The sequence below is a fragment of the Wolbachia endosymbiont (group B) of Melanargia galathea genome, assembly GCF_964030625.1.
In the GTDB taxonomy this organism is placed as follows: domain Bacteria; phylum Pseudomonadota; class Alphaproteobacteria; order Rickettsiales; family Anaplasmataceae; genus Wolbachia.
On sequence record NZ_OZ034910.1, the window covers coordinates 1315358 to 1335633 of the forward strand.

A 20276-nucleotide genomic window follows, 5' to 3' on the forward strand; every position below is an offset into this window, starting at 1 on the left:
GGCTTACAAGATGTCCGACAAACCAAAAGAAGAATTTTATGATATTGCTATAAAAGAATCATCTGGTCTTATTGAAAAAATAAAAGGACATCCTTTCAATGTTGAGTTGATGAATAATACGCTAGATTATGAAAAGTTCAAATTTTATCTTCAGCAGGATTTTTTATATTTAGTGGACTGTACTCGTGCTTTATTGATTATTGCAGCTAAAGTTCATGACATTGAAATAATGAGCAGCTTAATAAATGTGGCAAGAGGAACATTTGATGTTCGGAGGCAATATAAAGAACATTTTGGAGATTGTGATTTATCTGATAATCACAAAAAATCAAGATCCTGTTCTGCCTTTACTGACTTTTTCATGCGCGCTGCATATCACAGTTCTGTTGCTGAAGCTTTATCAGCATCTTACCCTTGCTTTAACATATACCAAATCATTCTACATAATATGATGAGTGAGCTAACACCCGATGAGGTTAAAAATAGCAAGTACGAAGGATGGGTCAATATTTACAATAGCAAAGCAATGAATGCTGCAATTGATGAGTTTACTAATGTTACGAATAAATTTTATGAGAAAGCTGGCGATTGTGAAAAAAGAAGGATGCATGAGTTTTTTAAGAGAGGTTTAGAGCTAGAAATATTGTTTTGGGATGAGATGTATTCTCTAGCATAGTCTGTAGTATTAACACTAAATTATATTCTAGTTTATGTGATGTTCAGTGGTATAATTAAGAGCTATTATGGGTCAAATCTTTTAAAGGATATTATTGAGCATCCTTTTAATGTTGAATTAGCAAATAATACTTTAAACATAGAAAACTTCAAATTTTATATACAACAAGATGCATTCTTTTTAGCTGATTATATTCGTACTGTTTTAATGATTGCATCAAAAATGGAGAGTTGTAACAACATTGTTCCATTTATTGAGGTGGCTAAAGGGGTAATAGAGATTATGAAAGTGTTATACAACCACTACTTTGCTGTGTATTCCATAAATCGTGGAGAAAAGTCGCTTGAGTGTTTCAATTTTACTAACTTTCTTTTGTCTACTTCATATAGCGATGTTTATGAAGCTGTAACAGTTCTTTACTCTTGCCATTTCATATATAAAATTGTTGTTGATAATATGAGAAATAAAATTAAAAAAAATAATAGGTATAAGGATTGGCTTGATTTTTTTGGCGGTAGTTTGATGGAATCTGGATGTGTTGCTTTGGAAGATATTGTTGACGAATATTGTAACAAAGTAGGAGAAAGTGAAAGAACCAGAATGCTTGAATTATTTAAAATAACTGCACAATTTGAGTTAGACTTTTGGAATAGCGCATATAATTTTTCAAAATTTGATCAAGATTTTAAGAAATATTGACAATTTTAAGCTAATTTGTATGCTTGATATGTATTTTTGAAGGTGATATGAAAAGTAAAGAACATGATTTTCATTTAGTGGACCCAAGTCCCTGGCCAATTGCTATATCAGCAGCAATTCTTGTTCTTGCACTTGGATTAGTTGGTACACTCCATAAACAAATTTCTGGAATATTTGGTTTAGTTTTGGGAATCTCTGCGGTATCAGGAGTGCTGTTTTATTGGTGGAGAGATGTAATAAGAGAAGCAATTTATGATAAATGCCATACTGCCATTGTAAAACATGGACTCAAGCTTGCAATGTACTTATTTATCCTCTCGGAAGTTGTGTTTTTTATAGCGTTCTTTTGTTCATTCTTTAAAGCCTGGCTTGATCCGGTTTTTTTATTTGAAGCGTTTTCTCCTACAAAAAAAGTTGAATGGCCCCCTGAAGGGATTTTACCACCGGATCCGTGGTCGTTACCATTTATGAATACACTAATATTATTACTTTCTGGTACAACGATTACTTCAGCACATCATTTTTTACTTGAAAATGATCAAAAGAGCATGATTAAAATGCTGTCTATAACTATATTGCTTGGGATGTTCTTTATAATAGTGCAAGCAATTGAGTATTATGAAGCAAGTTTTTCTCTACAAGAAGCGGGAGAGAAACTTATCTATACATCCAACTTTTACATGATTACTGGTTTTCATTGTGTACATGTTATAATAGGGATAATATTCTTGTCAGTATGTTTATTTAGAGCTCGAAAAAATCAGATTACACCTCAAGATCATTTATGTTTTGAGTTTGCTTCTTGGTATTGGCACTTCGTTGATGTAGTTTGGATATTTTTATTTTTGTTTGTTTATTGGCTCAGCATTTATTAAGTGATTAAGATAATAGGTCTAGATCCAGGAATAAGCAAAACTGGTTGGGCAATTATCAATCTGGAAGAAAAAAATAGTATTGAATTTTTGGGTGGTGGTGCCATATCAACTGATAGTAAGTTGGGTACAGGTGAGCGTTTACATATAATTTTTGAAGAATTAAAGAAAGTAATTTCTCTATACTCTCCAAATGAAGCTGCAGTAGAGAAAATTTTTGTTAATAAGAACCCAAAATCTTCGCTAACTTTAGGATATGCAAGAGCGATTGCAATTTTAATATTACGAATGACGGATTTACCCATGAATGAATATGATGCAAACTATATAAAAAAGAGCATTACTGGAAATGGTCATGCTGATAAGGATCAGATTATATTTATGGTGAAGCAAATAGTTAAAAACTTAAATATAAAATGTCATCATACTGCTGATGCTCTTGCTACAGCAATTTGTCATGCTTATACGAGAAGTTCTTGTTTTATTGAATAGTTTTACATGAATTCAGTTGAAAAAACTATTTGATGGTATTTATCTTATCTAACGTTCGTTGCAGAATAATACATGCAGCAATTTTATCATCTATTTTTTTTGATTTTGTGATTGATATTCCAGTAATTTTTAGTGCGTGAGTTGCAAGAGATGTTGATAGACTTTCGTCTTGTAGGTATATGTGTACTTTACATTTTTTTATTATTTTATTTGCAAACTGGATTATTGCTTTACACCATTCAGTCTCTTGGTCATCTATTTTGAATGGTAGTCCTATTACCATTGATCCAGCTTCATTTTCTTTAAGCACTCTATTTAGATAACCTAAATCTTTGCTCATATTTCTTCTATAATATATACTATGAGCTGTAGCTATAAGCTGTGTTTTATCACTAAATGCTATGCCTATTTGTTTTTCTCCCATATCAAGGCACATTATACGTTTATCTCTTGGAATAGACTTTAGAAATTCATCTGGATTTCTATGTAGCATCTATGAAAACATAACTTTTGTACAATTGTATTTTTGTGACAGTAAGTTATGTACAGTCTACTGGCATGATAGACATTCATCATAATTAATATCTGTTTTTTGTTGCAATATTTCACTTTTTTTGAATATGTCATGTGAGACCTTGTCAGCTCTCTGCATTGATTGTGATCTGCAATAATACAAGCTTTTTAATCCTTTTTTCCAAGCAAGCATATGTATTTTGTGTAAGTAACGTTTATGCACATTGGCAGGTAAGAACAGATTTACTGATTGAGATTGACAAATATAAGGAGTTCTATCACTTGCATGTTCTATGATCCATTGTTGATCAAGTTCGTATGCTGTTTTAAATGTCAGTTTTTCATGCTTGCTAAGAAAATCTAAATGCTGAACAGAACCCTCATTTGTTGAAATTGAGGACCATATTTCATCATTGTCTTGATTTTTTTCTGCTAGTAGTTTTTGCAAGAATTTATTTCGTACTACAAATGAACCTGTAAGTGTCTTCTGTATAAATACGTTTGCTGCATATGGCTCTATTCCAGGGGAAGTGTTGCCTGCGATAATCGAAATTGAGGCAGTTGGAGCAATAGCGAGCTTATGTGTAAACCTTTCCATTAGATCGATTTCTTTAGCATCAAGACATGGCCCTTTTTCTTCTGCTAATTTTTTAGAAACTACATCTGCTTGCTCGCGCAAATGCTTAAATACTTTTTTATTCCATTGTTGGGCTGTTACTGATTCAAAAGGAACCATTTTACTTTGTAAAAATGAATGAAAACCCATCACGCCAAGACCGATACTACGCTCTCTTATTGCGGAATATTTTGCTCGCTGTATTTCATTTGGTGCTTGGTTTATGAAATCCTCTAATACATTATCAAGAAAACGCATTATATCTTCTATGAAAAGCTCATTATCTTTCCATTCTTCGTAGTATTCAAGATTTACGGATGATAAACAACATACAGCAGTGCGTGACTTTTTCAGGTGATCGTAACCTGTAGTTAAAGTTATTTCACTGCATAGGTTTGACATTTTGATGTCTAAGTTGAGTTTTTTGTAAGATTCTGGCTTATTGTTATTTGTTGCATCAAGGAAAATAATGTAAGGTTCTCCAGTTTCAACTCTTGCTGTTAATATTTTAATCCATATATCCCGTGCTTTTACTGTTGAAATAACTTTATTGTTATGAGGGCTTATTAAATCCCATTCTTGATCATCTTCAACAGCTTGCATAAACTTATCTGTTACTATTACAGCATGATGTATATTTAATGCTTTGCGATTTGGGTCACCACCAGTTGGCTTACGTAAATCTAGAAACTCTTCTATTTCTGGATGCCATACAGGAAGATAAACTGCTGAGCTTCCTCTTCTTAAGGATCCTTGGCTGATTGCAAGCGTCAGAGCATTTTGTACTACGATAAATGGCACAATTCCTGATGTTTTACCGCTACCTTTGACACTTTCACCAATTGAACGTAAATTTCCCCAATAACTACCTATTCCACCACCACGTGCAGCGAGCCAAACATTTTCATTCCATAAATCAACTATTCCCTGCAAGCTATCTTCAGTTTCGTTAAGAAAGCAGGAAATAGGCAATCCTCTCTTGGTACCACCATTACTAAGTATTGGAGTTGAAGGCATGAACCATAAATTGCTCATGTAATCATAAAGACGCTGTGCATGCTCTTTATTATCAGAGTAGTAATTGGCAATACGTATAAAGAGATCTTGATAACTTTCATTTTCTATTAAATACCTGTCCAATAGAACTGCTTTTCCAAAATCAGTTAATTTACTATCCTTTGCGTAGTTAATAGCAATGTAATTCATAAGACTCCCTTTATGATAATATAGACATTTATTTGAGCGATTTCTCGATTAAGTTGTTAAATTTTTTTGTGGATACTGTAATGCAAACAAGATACCATCAACTTGGCTGCCATATATTTTACAGTAACTCATTTGACTTATTTGCATATTTGTTTCTTTTGCAACATGCTGAATATAATCTTCTGAGTGACGAAAATAATCTCCTTTGTTTACAAAGTCAATACCTTTACCTTCCTTTCTTCTTACTAAACATACAATAACCCCTTTTTTGTTTGTCAATCCTTTTGCTAGTTCCAATTCTGCTAGAAAATCATGTAGATAGTGTAGCACTTCAGCAAAGATAATTACATCATACTGCTGGTTCTTCTCTTGTTTAAGAAACTCTTTCATTTCTGTATGTATTAACTCATCGTAAACAGGTTTACCTTTTATAAGGCATCCTCTTGCAATATTGAGCATTCTATTTGAGATGTCAACTCCTGTTATGCGACTTCTAATATTACTTATTTTTAGGAAGTGACCACATATTCCAGTACCGCAACCAAGGTCGAGTATATTCAGTTTAGAAGTGGAGTTGTTAAAGACTTTTGTAATTATCATGTGTACGAGTTCATGCCCTCTGTATTGTTTGGCAATTAGCCAATGCTCAACAAAATATTCACCTGTGTAATCAAAATATTGTTTTATGAGATTTTCAGGCAATTCCACAATATCTGATGTGTTTGTTATTTTCTTTATATAGTAAGAAGCTTCTTTATGACTACTATCTAATTTTAGGGTTTTTGTTAAATAATTATAAGCTTTGTTAGTATTGCCTACTGCAAAATGACATCTTCCGATATTATACCAGACTAGAGGTAAATTAGGGTAGAATATGCTAATTAACCAAAATCTTAACTTTGCATCTGATATATTACCTTTATAGAAGTGATATAACCCGATTTCAGTGTTGGTATTTAACAGGTTTTTAGATTTTTCAAGAAACACTACAATTTCTTTATGGAGAGTACTGTATTTATCCATAATGAAATTTTTTACTTTTTTACTATTTAATAAGCCAGTGAGCTTGGATATACAATTTAAAGCAAAGTTTTTTATAAAAGATAGATTACTTTTCATACATTAGAAATACTCCAAATGTTCATTTTCATTTTTAGGTAACTAATTTTAACACATTTTATCTTACAAAATATCTTTTTCATTAATTTTTCTGTACATATCAATTTGTCAAATATTTCTTAGATTATAATGTTTAAGATTGCTGGTATATTGTTGTTGATAATAATAGGTAAATGTTTTGTGTAAAAAGGCGTTGACATATGATTTATCAGATTGTAACATATAAAAGATTAGTTTTTAGATGTTTGAAAAGTTTTATGGTAGAGATTATTTAATCTCAATTCAATTGTAAGTTAATATTTAACTCTGCATATTCTACATATAGTCAGATAAATAAATTATTAAGAGCACTTGATGGATGCCTTGGCGTTAAGAGGCGATGAAGGACGTGGCAGGCTGCGATAAGCTGTGGGAAATTGTCAACAAATTTTGATCCGCAGATTTCCGAATGGGGAAACCCAACTAGCTTAGCTAGTTATTATATACTAAGTATATAAAGCAAACTTGGTGAACTGAAATATCTAAGTAGCCAAAGGAAAAGAAATCAACCGAGATTCTGTTAGTAGTGACGAGCGAAAGCGGAAAAGGCTAGTGATTTAAAAATAAGAATTAGAATACTCTGGAAATGGTAACCATAGAAGGTGATAGTCCTGTACAAATAGAAAGTTTTTAAATCCTTGAGTAGAGCGGGGCACGTGAAATCCTGTTTGAATATGGGGGGACCATCCTCCAAGCCTAAATACTCCTTAACGACCGATAGTGAACAAGTACCGTGAGGGAAAGGTGAAAAGAACCCCGGGAGGGGAGTGAAATAGAATCTGAAATCAAGTGCTTACAAACAGTTGGAGCTCTATATCAATTTATTGATATTTAGAGTGACAGCGTACCTTTTGCATAATGGGTCAGCGAGTTAATCTATGAAGCAAGCTTAAGCCGATAGGTGTAAGCGTAGCGAAAGCAAGTCTGAATAGGGCGTTTAGTTTTATGGATTAGACCCGAAACCAAGTGATCTAGTCATGACCAGATTGAAGGTATGGTAAAACATACTGAAGGATCGAACCAGTTAATGTTGCAACATTATTGGATGAGTTGTGATTAGGGGTGAAAGGCCAATCAAACTTGGAAATAGCTGGTTCTCCGCGAAATCTATTTAGGTAGAGCGTTGTATTTATGTTGTTGGGGGTAGAGCACTGGATAGACTAGGGGGATTCATCATCTTACCAAATCTAACCAAACTCCGAATACCAATAATTAATTATACAGCAGACACACTATGGGTGCTAAGTCCGTGGTGGAAAGGGAAACAGCCCAGATCACTATCTAAGGTCCCAAAATTACAGCTAAGTGGGAAAGGAAGTAGAAAAACCATTACAGCTAGGAGGTTGGCTTGGAAGCAGCCATCCTTTAAAGAAAGCGTAACAGCTCACTTGTCTAAATAAGTTTTTCTGCGCCGAAAATGTACCGGGGCTAAAGCTGTATACCGAAGGTGTGGGTGCTTATTGATTTCGATTAATAGGTGCGGTAGCGGAGCGTTCCGTAAGTCTGTGAAGGTGGTTTGTAAAAACTGCTGGAGATATCGGAAGTGAGAATGCTGACATAAGTAGCGTAAAAGAGTGTGAAAAACACTCTCACCAAAAATCTAAGGGTTCCTACGTTAAGTTAATCTACGTAGGGTTAGTCGGTTCCTAAGGCGAGTCCGTAAAGGAGTAGTCGATGGCAATTAGGTTAATATTCCTAAACCTCTTAAGTGTGACGGGTTTTGTATTCGTATAGGTCTGATTGGATTGATCTATGCTTAAAAGAAGCTCCAGGAAATAGCACTTATATTTATGAGGCCGTACCGTAAACCGACACTGGTGGATGAGTAGAGTATACTAAGGTGTTGAAAGAATGATGTTGAAGGAACTCGGCAAATTATACCTGTAACTTCGGAAGAAGGGTAACCTGCTTTTAGGCAACTATAAGTAGGTGGCACAAAATAGGGAGTAGCGACTGTTTACTAAAAACACAGGACTCTGCAAACACGTAAGTGGAAGTATAGGGTCTGACGCCTGCCCGGTGCTGGAAGGTTAATAGGAGGGGTGCAAGCTCTGAATTGAAGCCCCAGTAAACGGCGGCCGTAACACTGACGGTCCTAAGGTAGCGAAATTCCTTGTCGGGTAAGTTCCGACCCGCACGAATGGCGTAACGATTTCTCCACTGTCTCCAACATCACTTCAGCGAAATTGAATTCCCCGTGCAGATGCGGGGTACCCGCGGTTAGACGAAGAGACCCCGTGCACCTTTACTATAGCTTTACATTGCTATTAAAAGTGTGATGTGCAGGATAGGTGGGAGACTTTGAAGTTATGGCGCTAGCTATAATGGAGTTAACCTTGAGATACCACCCTTTACACTTTTGATATCTAACTATGTTTCATTATCTGGAACTAGGACATTGTATGGTGGGTAGTTTGACTGGGGCGGTCGCCTCCTAAAAAGTAACGGAGGCGTGCGAAGGTAAGCTAGAGCTGGTCGGAAATCAGCTTGATAGTACAATGGCATAAGCTTGCCTGACTGCGAGGCTGACAAGCCAAGCAGAGACGAAAGTCGGTCATAGTGATCCGGTAATTCTGTATGGAAGGGTTATCGCTCAACGGATAAAAGGTACGCCGGGGATAACAGGCTGATGGTGTTCGAGAGTTCATATCGACGACACCGTTTGGCACCTCGATGTCGACTCATCACATCCTGGGGCTGGAGAAGGTCCCAAGGGTTCGGCTGTTCGCCGATTAAAGTGTTACGTGAGTTGGGTTTAGAACGTCGTGAGACAGTTCGGTTTCTATCTGCCGTGGGTGAAGGAAATTTGAGAAGATCTGACTCTAGTACGAGAGGACCGAGATGTATATACCTCTGGTGTACCAGCTGTTATGCCAATAGCATCGCTGGGTAGCTATGTATAGATGGGATAATTGCTGAAAGCATATAAGCAAGAAACCCTCTTCAAAAAAATTTCCCAATTAAGGCCGTGGGAGACTACCACGTTGATAGGCTAGGTGTAGAAGCATGGTAACATGTGAAGCTAACTGGTACTAATAGCCTGATTGATTTATTTGCTTTCTATATGTGCATATGCAGTGTTAAATATTAAATTAAAATTTATTAAGTCAGAAATTTTTGTTGACTTGGTGGCTATAGCAAAAATGAACCACCCGATCTCATTTCGAACTCGGAAGTGAAACTTTTTAGCGCCGATGATACTTAAAAAGGGAAAGTAGGTCGTTGCCAAGTTTATAAAAATTTCTTCTTATTTATATCTTTTCAGTAGAGCGATGAAACAAGGTAAACATAGAGTAGCTGTGAGGTAATATAACTGATCTTTTAGAACTCTGCGAAAACTTTAAGATAAAAGTAGAAAATTTAAAAGTAGAATTTGTCACTTATTTCCAAATTAGGAGGAGAGATAGCAACATTTAACAAATCATCAAACAATTGATCTTCCGAAAATCAAACTTTATATAATTGAATATTAATTAAGTTGTTGGAGATGAGGAGAAAGAAGAAGTAGCAAACTACCAAAAAGCAGATACATTTGGTCCAATAGTTAGGTGATAATTGTAGCACTCAGTGGATCTTATAAAAATTCAAAACGTGAAAATTATAAGTGATGTTTTTAATGTGAATTGAAAGCGTATCAAATAGTGAATATAGAATTCCCTCAAATGCAAAAAGGTGTATGAGCAAATCGAATAAGAAAAGTGAGGTTTTGCGCATCAACGTGTTATAATAAAGGTAAACTTGGTTAGTGCTGAAGCAATACTGCAAGTTTTAAAGGGAAAGAAGATTTAAAAGACAGTGTATGTTGCAATCGTAATAGTCGCTGAAAGGTACTTTGAAACATAGCTGGACTATTGAAGTTAAAATTCTGGGCTGTTACTTAAAAAACGCATCCACTGAATTATTTATGCTAAAAAAAGCTTTATTAAAAAATGAAACAGAAGTGTAAGAAAGTTGCAAAACGTATAAGGTATTACTTGAAGCTACCTATCTGAAGCAACTGGAGCTTCTCAAGTTGCGAAAAATATTTTAAAATCTGAAAGAATGATGTGAAATTTTTTAAGTAAACCAGAAAGTATTCCACTATCACGCTGAACAGCAAATTAGGCATTATATCGTTTACTGTAAAAGCTCATATTTTACGTAATCAGAGCTAGGAACTTGAAAGGATAATTTCATTATACTTAACATGGAAACAAAGAGAACTATACAATCTCCTACCTATCGTTTCTTCAACCACTTCCCTGAACGGGTACTTTTATCAAACTATTCTCTTATTGTAATGAGTTGCTTCTATATTAAAATTTAGCAATTTCCCTCTAGGATTATCTTTATTTTGTTCTAAATATTGGCTTTGTTCAAATGCCATTCCCCATTGTGTACGATAGCTAGACTTTCTATATTCATAAAAACTCTCTTCAGCATTATTTGTATCGAGCTTTTTATCTTGTTTTTTTATACTTTCTACCTCAAGCACCCACATCTATTAATTTATTTTAAAAACCTCACTTATCTTATCATAAAAAATATAGCTGTAAATACTTTAGTGAAAATTCCTTCTTATTTTATCTTTCTTTAAGCAAATATTGAGGTCTTTTTGTAAATTTTTATAGCCTGCTTGCATAATGTTTTGATGGGTTAGTATTATGTAATAGTATCCTACATTACTTATATTAGAAATGCTAACTTTAGCTAGCATTCGTAATTGCCTTTTTATTTTATTTCTTTTTGCTGCTTTTCCGACTTTTTTACTGATAGCCAGACCTACTCTAATAACATGAATATACTTTTCAGGTTCTCTTTCTTTTATAGCATATAGTGATATATATACCCCTCGATAAAAAAGACTGTAAGATGCTAATCTGTTTTTAAAAGCAAAGGAAAACTCTTTTTTTTTATGCTTACTATGCGCATAATTTATTACACCCTAATGAGCGACGCTTATTAAGAATTTTTCTTCCAGCTTTTGTTGACATACGTGAACGAAATCCATGTTTGTGCTTTTTTTTAAAATTTTTTGGTTGAAATGTTCTTTTCATTGTTTTTATATTAATATGACTATTTATTTTAAACTATTTTGCTCTATTGTCAAATAATGGTCAACTTCTGTGGCATTCTTGTTGAATAAAATTTGATATATGGAAAAATGAATTTAATTATAGGCGTACTTGTTTTACTAGTCCTTTTATTTTGTTTGAGTAAGTTTCAAGCAGTAAGTAAAGTTAAGTCTTATATATATTTGAGTTGTATGTGGATGCTACCTTGTTTGTTAGCATTCTATGATGGTTATTTTATAACTTCTATTTCTATAGCGTTACTTTTTTTTATGCTGATTTTTATCCTTAAAGGTAAAAGAAATAAGATGGTAAAATTTTTGTTATTTATGGCTTTAGCAATATCACTTTTTATCACTTTATTTATAATGCTATCTATTTTTGTTCAGTCCATTTCTTTTTTTAATAAAGTAGCTATTTCAGAATTCTTATTTTGCTTAAAATGGAAGCATAATGTAGCTATTATTGGTGAAGGAGAGGTGGGGTGTTTTGGTATAGCGCCACTTTTAGTGGGGACATTACTTATAACTATTGTAGCAATGTTAGTTGCGGTGCCGCTTGGTTTATTTTCTGCAATATATATTAGTGAGTATGCGAGTGAAAAAGTGCGTTATGTTATTAATACAGCCTTACAGGTTTTGTCTGCTATTCCTACTGTTGTATATGGATACTTCTCAGTTATATTTTTGTCTTTTTTTATAAAGCAGGTAGCAAATTTTTTTAATTTAAGTATACACTCAGAAAGTGCTTTGATTGCTGGTTTATCGATCGGGGTAATGATTCTTCCTTTTATTATTTCTTTGCTTGAAGATGCTATAAGATCTGTTCCAAAAAGTTTACGTTATGGTTTTATGGCGCTTGGCGCAACACCAGCGGAAACTATATGGCATATAACAATACCTTATGCAATGCCTACAATTTTAAGTGCAATTTTATTATCAATTTCAAGAGTAATAGGTGAAACAATGATTGTACTAATGGCTGTGGGAATCAATGCAAATTTGACCTTTAATCCTCTCAATTCAGTTACTACTATCACTGTACAAATTGCTACATTACTTACCGGAGATCAGGATTTCAATAGTGTGCAAACTCTTGCTGCTTATGCGCTTAGTTTGGTGCTGTTTGTTATTACTTGGCTATTGAATGCATTTGCATTGTTTATAATGAAACGTAACTAGTAAGTGTTTTAATATTGCAAAATTTCTGTTAATAATATAAGATTTATTTTCTTTAGAAGTTCTTTTATAGAATTGTAGTGTTAGGTGATGAAAGAGATGAGTACAGGTAAAGTAGTTAAAATAACTCAAGCAGTTGTTGATTTAAAATTTGAAGACGGGTTGCCTAAGATATTTAATGCTTTAAAAAGCAAACTAAAATATAAGGGCAAGGAGCTAGTTTTAGAGGTTTCACAGCATATAGGTGACAATATAGTTCGTTGCATTGCTATGGATAGCACAGATGGTATGTCAAGAGGTGATGAGTTTGTTGATACAGGTGCACCAATATCAGTTCCGGTTGGACGCTCAACTTTAGGAAGGATTTTTAATGTTGTAGGGGAGCTTATAGATGAGTGTGGTCCGCTAAAAGGAAAGTATGATTTAGAACCTATACATAGATCACCTCCAAGCTTTACTGAGCAGAAGATACAGGAAGAAGTTTTAGTTACAGGAATAAAGGTTATAGATCTTCTTGCTCCTTATCTTAAAGGAGGAAAAATTGGCTTATTTGGTGGAGCTGGTGTTGGTAAAACAGTTCTGATAATGGAGCTGATTAACAACATAGCAAAAGCTCATAAAGGATTTTCTGTGTTTGCTGGAGTAGGAGAGAGAACGCGTGAAGGTAATGATCTTTATAACGAGATGATTACTTCGAATGTAATAGATATAAGTGAGCACGAAAAATCTCAAGCCGTTTTGGTTTATGGTCAAATGAATGAACCTCCTGGAGCAAGGGCTAGGGTTGCTTTAACAGCACTAACTATGGCGGAGTATTTTCGTGATCATGAAAATCAAGATGTTCTATTTTTTGTAGATAATATCTTCCGTTTTACTCAAGCTGGCTCTGAAATTTCTGCTTTGCTTGGAAGAATACCGTCGGCTGTTGGTTATCAGCCAACTCTTGCGACTGATATGGGCGCTATGCAAGAGAGAATAGCCTCAACTACTGCTGGTTCTATTACTTCTGTACAGGCTATATATGTTCCTGCAGACGATTTGACCGATCCAGCTCCAGCAACGACATTCTCTCATCTTGATGCAACCACAGTGTTGTCAAGGCAGATAGCTGAAATGGGTATATATCCTGCTGTTGATCCACTTGACTCAACTTCTCAGTCTTTATCTGCTGAAATCATTGGTGAAGAACATTATAATGTGGCTTCTGAGGTGAAACGTATATTGCAAACTTATAAGTCGCTGCAAGATATTATCGCAATACTTGGTATGGATGAACTATCTGATGAAGATAAAATTATTGTTGATAGAGCTCGTAAAATTCAGAAGTTTCTTTCTCAACCTTTTCATGTTGCGGAGGTATTTACTGGCATGTCTGGCAAATTTGTTTCACTTTCTGATACTATTTCTAGTTTTAAAGGAATTATTGAAGGTAAATATGATCATCTGCCAGAAGCTGCTTTTTATATGGTGGGAAGTATAAGTGAAGCAATAGAAAAGGCTGAATCAATAAAAGCTGAAGTTGGAGCCGGACATTAAAGATTATGAACACTTTTAAGGTGCAATTTTTTTCTCCTGATAATCGAATTTCATTCGATGAAGTAGTTTCTCTTTCAGTGAACGGGCTTAAAGGGGAATTGATGATTTTAGCCTACCATTCCCCTTATTTAATTTATTTATTGCCTGGTATAATTACTGCTCAAATGAGTAACCAGACAAAGGAAAAAATTGTAATTGATAATGGTATATTGGAGGTTGCAAATAATAATTGTAACATTGTAACAAATCAAATTCAGGTTTTTGATCATTTGACTCATGATGAGGAATCATTAAAAAATAAGAGAGTTGGTATATATTTAAGTTATCTTGATGTCAAATCTCTTTAGGGGCTCTTTTTTTGTTCAAGAAATGGGTTTACTCTTGTCATCTCAATGTTTGTCGTTCAAGTAGCTGACACACAACTGTACGAACATTAGAAGGATATCATCCCAGTGCTCAGACACTGAAATCTAGAAATTTTTACAACTAGGATCGTATGGTCAAGACTACAATTGTGCAAAAGTTGCAGCTTTGAAGGTAAAAGTACAAAAAATAGTGTCATCCCAGTGCGTGACACGGGATCTATCTTATTTTAATCGTGGATATTATTTTAACATATGTTCCTAGAATTTGTTGTCCATTGCGTAATTCACAAATGTTTTTATCCAGTGTCACGCACTGGAATGACAAGAGTTGAATGACAGGAAAAAAAGCACTGATTTTACATGCATCTAAATAAGTATGTTTATTAAACACTTCCGTGCTGACTTTGGCTACACACCTTTGAGGGACTGCTGATGAAGTCTAGAAGTGAATTACAACAATCATCATCACTATAAAATGCACTATCAGAGCTTGAAGATCTAGATTTTCTTTCTGCATTATCAACTTCCCCTACAAGCTGATCAGATATTTTTGCACGATTGTTCAAAGGTTCCTGTTGAGAAATCTCTGTACTTAACATTTCTACTTGGTTATTTAGATGTTGCTCTTTACCGTTTAGCTCTTCTCTTTCTCCCGTTATTCTTTCAATTTCCATATCTTTAATCTTTTCTTTCAATATTTCAATCTCATTCTCATACTCTTCAAACTTTGGTTCTATAAATGAACGGTATTGATCCATTATTTCTTCTTCCATCTCCTGCCGTAACTGTTCTCTTTGCCTCTCAATTTGCTCATCTTTAGTCTCTAGCTCTCCCTCTGACGATTTAAAATCCCACTTTTCATCCCACTCTAGCTCACTTACCTCTTGTTCATCAGATTCTAAATGTGCGTTATGCTCACTTTGCAAATTTTGCATTTGAGGTTTTAAATTCGTTAAACGTTCATCCTGCCGTAACTGTTCTTCTTGACTCTTAATCTGCTTATTTTTAAGCTCTACCTCGTTCTTTAACTCTTCATATTTCCACTTTAGCTGATCTACCTCTTGTTTATAAGATTCCAGATTTGTGTTGTACTTATAATCTAAGCATTGAATTGTAGATTTTAAATTCTGTATATCTTTCCAATTTTCATCTAATATATCTCCTGCTTCCTCTTCCGCTTTTTTAAACTGTTTCAATTTATCTTCCAGTTTTTCATTTTTTGCATTAGCAATTGTTAACTTTTTCTCTAGATCTTTCTTTCCTTCATGTGCACTTTCAAGTTCTTGTATTTTCTCTTGCAGCTCTGTTGATATATTTTCTAGCTTCTCATCTTTTTGTGTTAGTCCAATTTGCAATTTTACGTTTTTTTGCTTTTCTTCTTCAAGTTTATTCTGTAAATCACTATTGCACTTCTCTAATTCTTCAATTTCTTGCTTAGCCTCCATGAGTTCCTGTTCTGATTTTTTTTGCTTTATTATGCAATTACTTAACAGCTGGTCTAATTCCTCTTGCAATTTTCTTACCTCACTTGTCAACTCTTCTTTTTCTGCATTAGCAACTTCCAGCCTCTTCTTTAGATCTTCTTTTTCTTCTTCATACACACTCTCAAGTTTTTGCGCTCTTTCTTCCAGCTCTGTTGACATATTTGCTAGCTTTTCATTTTTTTGTGTCAGTTCAGCTTGCAATTTTGCATTTTTTTGCTTTTCCTCTCCAAGTTCATTCTGTAAATCACTATTATGCTTTTCAAATTCTTGCTCAGCCTTGTCGAGCCTATATTTTAAATTCGTTAAGCGCTCATTCTCTTCGATCATTATACGTTCTGCTTGCTCGCTCTCTATCTGCAATGTATCTTCCAGTTTCTTATTTTTTACATTGGCAACTTCCAGCTTTTTCTTCAGGTCTTTCTTTTCTTCATATGCACCTTCAAGTTCTTGCGCTCTTTCTTGCAGCTCTGTTGACATATTTGCTAGTTTTTCATCTTTTTGTGTCAGTTCAGTTTGTAATTTTGCATTTTTTTGCTTTTCTTCTCCAAGTTTATTCTGTAAATCACTATTATGCTTTTTTAACTCTTCAAATTTTTGCTCAGCATCTTCGAGTCTACATTGTAAGTTGTTTCTCTGCTGATTTAACTCTCTAATTTCTTGCTCAGCCTCATCGAGCCTATATTGTAATTTATTCTTTTGCTCGTTTAATTCTCTAATTTCTTGCTTTTCTTCTCCAAGTTCATTCTGTAAGTCACTATTGTGCTTTTCTAACTCTTCAAGTTCTTGTTCAGCCTTGTCGAACCTATATCGTAATTCGTTCCTCTGCTCATTTAATTCTCTAATTTCTTGTTCAGCTTTTGTAAGCTTTTGATCTAGTTGTTGTGAGTTAACTTCTGTTTGCGCTGCAGCTTCTTGCAAATTAACTTCTGTCTGAGTTTCAGTTTCTTGAGAGCCAATTCCTGTTTGAGTCTTAACGTGTTGCACAGAGACCTCTGTTTGAGTTTCAGTGTGCTGTAAATTAACTTCTGTTTGAGTTGCAACTTCTTGTAAACTTTGAATTTCAGCCTGTTGAGAGCCAATTTTCGTTTGAGTTTCAGTGTGCTGTAAACTAATTCCTGTTTGAATTGCAACCTCTTGTAAATCAACTTTTGTCTGAGTTTCAGTCTGTTGAGAGCCAATTTCTGTTTGAGTCTTAACGTGTTGCACAGAGACCTCTGTTTGAGTTTCAGTGTGCTGTGAATTAACTTCTGTTTGAGTTGCAATTGCCTGAGTTGCAATCTGCTGTGGATTAACCTCTGATACATTGTTGCTAGTGAAAGAAAGAATAGGATTGCTTTTAGCATCATTTTCAAGATCTTTCATCTTTTCGTCTTGATTGATTACGATATGTTCGTTATTTTGCAGATTACTAACAGCCGGTGCAATGTTAGCATTTTTGTTCTTTTTCAATAATGCTTTTACAGCATCATGTAGAGAGAGGTCTTGAATATATAATTCCTCATTTTGTCTTATTAATTCCCAAAACTCCTCAGGTGGCGATTCAAAATCTTTACCATTAAACTGTAGTACTTTAGTTATACCAGAATTACTTACATTCATAACCATAGTACAGGTAAAAGTTTTCCCATCCTTGTCCTGCACAGGCCAAGTGCTTGTCATTTCATAATATGCACCCTCTTTAAATTCATAATGTCTTTCCTTACCTTTTCGGTAAGCGTATATGTCATGCTTTTTATTGCAATAAATATTCAATGTGCTAATATCCCTTTCTTGCTGTAAGATATCACTAATTCTTATTGGCTCACTTCTATTGTAATTAATAAGATTAATGTTTAACACTTTATCAGAATTGTTAGTTTCTACATAAAAAGCTTGAAGGTCTATGTCTTTGTCTCTAAAATACTTACTTACAGCTTTTTTTGCCTGATTTGCTAATTCTATAAAGTTTTTTTTAAAGCTCTTGTTGAAAGATAGATCTATATATGCTTGCTTAAAATTTTCATCATTTGTCAAATCCATGAGCAAGTCATAAATCTCCCATTTGTCCTGATAGTATTCTTCTAAAACAGTAATGCTATTTTTTCTTTTCAGTTCTGCTAATATGTTTTTCAATGTCAGGAAATTTGTTGACATAGTATACCCCCTATTACTATTGTTTTGATAATATATTTACTTTGGGAGTGATTAACTCCTTTTGTATTAACCTTTTTAGTTGAATTTAATTGCGAGCGTTAAACTAGATCTTAGTCATTTTGTTTATTGTTCCCCACTATCTATTTGTGTTACTATACTAATAGTAGCACTAAGTTTTAGGCTATGCAAGAATTTCTATTGAACGTAAAGCTAGTAAACTTCAGAAATTGGTTATGCTAATTTTGTTAATAAAATGCAACCAATTAAGGAAAGCGCTATACTGTGTCTCAGTGCAATATTTTCTTTCCTAACGGACTGAAAATTGAGTTGAGTTAAAAATCCGATTTTATTTAATACTTTTCAAAGATGACAATATTTTGTAAAAATAGGTTTTTAATAGGACAATAATATGGAAATTTTTCTTGATAGTGTTGATTTGAATGAAATTAAGGAGCTAAAAGAGTTCATTGATGGTATAACAACTAATCCTTCTTTAATAGCAAAATCTGGACATAAAGATAAGTACGAAGATTTAGTAAGCGAAATATGTTCTATTATAAAAGGACCTGTTAGTGTTGAAGTTGTTGCAGATAGCCATGAAGATATGGTTAAGGAAGGCCTTAAGTTAGCGAAAATCGCTAGTAATATCGTAGTAAAGTTACCTCTTACACATGAAGGATTAATTTCTTGTAAAAAGTTGTGGACAGAACATAAAATACCTGCTAACATTACATTATGTTTTTCTCCTGGACAAGCACTGTTTGCCGCTAAGGCCGGTGCTTGTTTTATTTCTCCCTTTGTTGGTCGCCTTGATGATATAAGCTATGATGGCTTATCGCTAATAGAAGATATATGCACTATATATTCTAATTATAATTTTAAGACAAAAGTTCTTGTTGCATCAGTAAGAAGTCCAGCACATGTAATAGAAGCTGCACGGCTTGGTGCTCATTCAATTACTGTGCCAGCAAAAATACTTAGACAGTTAATTAATCATCCACTTACTGATCAAGGGCTCGCAATATTTGAAAAAGACTGGGGCGTAAAACAATAAATGACATTGCTAAAAAAGACATAAAAACACAATAATTTATATAAAAAGGACATAGGTACCATCTGTCCTTTAAAGACATGTAGGTCAATGATATGCGTAATTCAGTGTTTTAAACATGATAGTCCTCCACTAATAAAAAAGATTGAGAAAAATGTATACAGCTACGACCGAAGTATAGCTAAAATATATTTTAACTGAAGATTATAGATTAATTGAATTGAAAAGTCTGCAGACGAAGATAGATTCCGAGCTCTAGAACACCTTCACCGTGCATGGTAACAAAACTATTAGAGTTTGTCAAGTAATTTTTTATCGTAATTTTACGAACGTGCCATGCCAGTAATTATATTTAGTTAAATTTGTAAAGTAATACAGTGTTTTCGATAGTTATAAAAAAGCTGGATTTCAGTACTGGAGTAACATTTTGGAAATTGGGATGAAAAGAGGGAAAGTACTGGTTTGAAATTAAGTTTTCTGGATTCCAGTGCTGGAATGACAAGAGAGGAGCTCCAGGTACAGCTGTTACCTATAGAATGGCAGTACTAGAATGATAACAAACTGAATGACATATTTAATCTCTATACAGATGTACATCACGCACCGATTTCCATTCAAGGTAATGTTATTCCAGCATTGGAATCCAGTTAGATTTGCGAGTATAAAAGTAATACAACATTTTTGATGATGGAAGCCATTACTAGTATAACAAGAAAGGAAGTGCTGATTTCAGTGTTTATACGTTAGCCATGCATCTAAAAATTTATAAACAAAAGATTACACTTCACAACTTTGTGATGGAATAAGTTTTTCAATGCTGTTGACGCAAAACTCAGTTGTATTATTAGCTATTTCATCGAATTTATCATTTATATCCTTACCTATTTTTTCATCTTTAATATATTCATACAGAGCTAAAATAGCTATAGTTGAACATATTGCGATGAAACCAACTTTTGCTGTAATAAGTAATGATAGCCCACCTGCAAGTATGGACACTGCTCCAATAGCTAGGTTTATAATTTTATTTTGTGTTGATTGATTCTCTTTATCCTCTAAAACGTTTGATATTGCTTTTGAGGCAATTTTTATTGCTATTGCTGTAGTTGAGATTATAACAAACATCATAGCTATTTTTGCTAAGAGAAAAATTGATGGTAGCATTATTACAAGAAACAGTGAAGCACCTCCTATAAATAACCATTTCTCATTTATTTTTTTAGACTGATCTGTATTATTAGGCATT

At 34.0% G+C, this 20276-nt stretch carries 16 protein-coding genes, 2 rRNA genes and 1 pseudogene; 11 read left to right on the forward strand and 8 right to left on the reverse strand.

The window, feature by feature from the left end; translation table 11 throughout:
• Window positions 1–10 precede the first annotated feature (10 nt).
• Genes AAHF52_RS06005 through ruvC form a run of 4 tightly spaced genes read left to right on the forward strand, consistent with a single transcriptional unit; the run spans window position 11 to window position 2739 of the window.
• Complete coding sequence (locus AAHF52_RS06005) at window positions 11–676, forward strand: TenA family protein (RefSeq protein ID WP_265030544.1); 666 nt, start codon at window positions 11–13, stop codon at window positions 674–676.
• A gap of 39 nt (window positions 677–715) precedes the next feature.
• Entirely contained in the window at window positions 716–1375 is a 660-nt protein-coding gene (locus tag AAHF52_RS06010) for a TenA family protein (RefSeq protein WP_264376741.1), read from the forward strand.
• Between the two features lie 47 nt (window positions 1376–1422).
• Window positions 1423–2250 (forward strand): cytochrome c oxidase subunit 3, encoded by an 828-nt coding sequence (locus AAHF52_RS06015; RefSeq protein ID WP_019236912.1) that lies wholly within the window; start codon window positions 1423–1425, stop codon window positions 2248–2250.
• Window positions 2251–2739, forward strand: a complete 489-nt coding sequence (gene ruvC / locus AAHF52_RS06020; RefSeq protein WP_019236913.1) for a crossover junction endodeoxyribonuclease RuvC — start codon at window positions 2251–2253, stop codon at window positions 2737–2739.
• A 25-nt stretch (window positions 2740–2764) separates the two neighbouring features.
• Here the strand turns inward: ruvC and ruvX are convergent, their stop codons facing one another.
• Genes ruvX through AAHF52_RS06035 form a run of 3 tightly spaced genes read right to left on the reverse strand, consistent with a single transcriptional unit; the run spans window position 2765 to window position 6193 of the window.
• Window positions 2765–3232, reverse strand: coding sequence for a Holliday junction resolvase RuvX (gene ruvX / locus AAHF52_RS06025; protein WP_143689150.1), 468 nt, complete (start codon window positions 3230–3232; stop codon window positions 2765–2767).
• A 57-nt stretch (window positions 3233–3289) separates the two neighbouring features.
• Window positions 3290–5074 carry a ribonucleoside-diphosphate reductase subunit alpha gene (locus tag AAHF52_RS06030; RefSeq protein WP_007302519.1) on the reverse strand — a complete coding sequence of 595 codons (1785 nt, stop codon included), beginning with the start codon at window positions 5072–5074 and terminating at the stop codon, window positions 3290–3292.
• 48 nt (window positions 5075–5122) lie between these two features.
• Window positions 5123–6193, reverse strand: a complete 1071-nt coding sequence (locus tag AAHF52_RS06035; protein ID WP_007302520.1) for a methyltransferase domain-containing protein — start codon at window positions 6191–6193, stop codon at window positions 5123–5125.
• A 331-nt stretch (window positions 6194–6524) separates the two neighbouring features.
• Between AAHF52_RS06035 and AAHF52_RS06040 the strand changes: the two genes are divergently transcribed.
• The 3 genes and pseudogenes from AAHF52_RS06040 to AAHF52_RS06050 all read left to right on the forward strand — a co-directional run.
• Window positions 6525–9289, forward strand: a 23S ribosomal RNA gene (locus AAHF52_RS06040).
• Between the two features lie 67 nt (window positions 9290–9356).
• A 5S ribosomal RNA gene (rrf, locus tag AAHF52_RS06045) occupies window positions 9357–9463 on the forward strand.
• A gap of 191 nt (window positions 9464–9654) precedes the next feature.
• A pseudogene (locus tag AAHF52_RS06050) lies at window positions 9655–10512 on the forward strand (IS66 family transposase); the annotation flags it as partial.
• On the opposite strand, the gene AAHF52_RS06055 reads toward AAHF52_RS06050, so the two are convergent.
• From AAHF52_RS06055 to rpmH, 3 genes are read right to left on the reverse strand one after another with little or no spacing between them, the layout of a single operon-like run.
• Complete coding sequence (locus AAHF52_RS06055) at window positions 10491–10712, reverse strand: hypothetical protein (protein WP_007302521.1); 222 nt, start codon at window positions 10710–10712, stop codon at window positions 10491–10493. The pseudogene AAHF52_RS06050 and the gene AAHF52_RS06055 overlap by 22 nt on opposite strands.
• A gap of 60 nt (window positions 10713–10772) precedes the next feature.
• Window positions 10773–11150 (reverse strand): ribonuclease P protein component, encoded by a 378-nt coding sequence (gene rnpA / locus AAHF52_RS06060; protein WP_081439702.1) that lies wholly within the window; start codon window positions 11148–11150, stop codon window positions 10773–10775.
• On the reverse strand, window positions 11134–11268 hold the full coding sequence (gene rpmH / locus AAHF52_RS06065; protein WP_080600798.1) for a 50S ribosomal protein L34: 135 nt from the start codon (window positions 11266–11268) through the stop codon (window positions 11134–11136). Before rpmH ends, rnpA begins: the two co-directional genes overlap by 17 nt.
• A gap of 107 nt (window positions 11269–11375) precedes the next feature.
• Here rpmH and pstC point away from each other — a divergent pair, with 107 nt between their 5' ends.
• The 3 genes from pstC to AAHF52_RS06080 all read left to right on the forward strand — a co-directional run bounded on the left by pstC (window position 11376) and on the right by AAHF52_RS06080 (window position 14344).
• Complete coding sequence (pstC, locus tag AAHF52_RS06070; protein WP_012482001.1) at window positions 11376–12464, forward strand: phosphate ABC transporter permease subunit PstC; 1089 nt, start codon at window positions 11376–11378, stop codon at window positions 12462–12464.
• A 96-nt stretch (window positions 12465–12560) separates the two neighbouring features.
• Window positions 12561–13997: a F0F1 ATP synthase subunit beta gene (atpD, locus tag AAHF52_RS06075; protein WP_026097268.1), complete on the forward strand. Its 1437-nt coding sequence runs from the start codon at window positions 12561–12563 to the stop codon at window positions 13995–13997.
• Window positions 13998–14002: 5 nt separating this feature from the next.
• Window positions 14003–14344, forward strand: coding sequence for a hypothetical protein (locus AAHF52_RS06080; protein WP_019236916.1), 342 nt, complete (start codon window positions 14003–14005; stop codon window positions 14342–14344).
• A 401-nt stretch (window positions 14345–14745) separates the two neighbouring features.
• On the opposite strand, the gene AAHF52_RS06085 is transcribed toward AAHF52_RS06080, so the two are convergent.
• Window positions 14746–17979: a hypothetical protein gene (locus AAHF52_RS06085; RefSeq protein WP_264336139.1), complete on the reverse strand. Its 3234-nt coding sequence runs from the start codon at window positions 17977–17979 to the stop codon at window positions 14746–14748.
• Window positions 17980–18388: 409 nt separating this feature from the next.
• Between AAHF52_RS06085 and fsa the strand changes: the two genes are divergently transcribed.
• Window positions 18389–19033: a fructose-6-phosphate aldolase gene (fsa, locus tag AAHF52_RS06090; RefSeq protein WP_007302527.1), complete on the forward strand. Its 645-nt coding sequence runs from the start codon at window positions 18389–18391 to the stop codon at window positions 19031–19033.
• 774 nt (window positions 19034–19807) lie between these two features.
• Here fsa and AAHF52_RS06095 read toward each other — a convergent pair.
• Window positions 19808–20275: a hypothetical protein gene (locus tag AAHF52_RS06095; protein ID WP_007302528.1), complete on the reverse strand. Its 468-nt coding sequence runs from the start codon at window positions 20273–20275 to the stop codon at window positions 19808–19810.
• Window position 20276 lies beyond the last annotated feature (1 nt).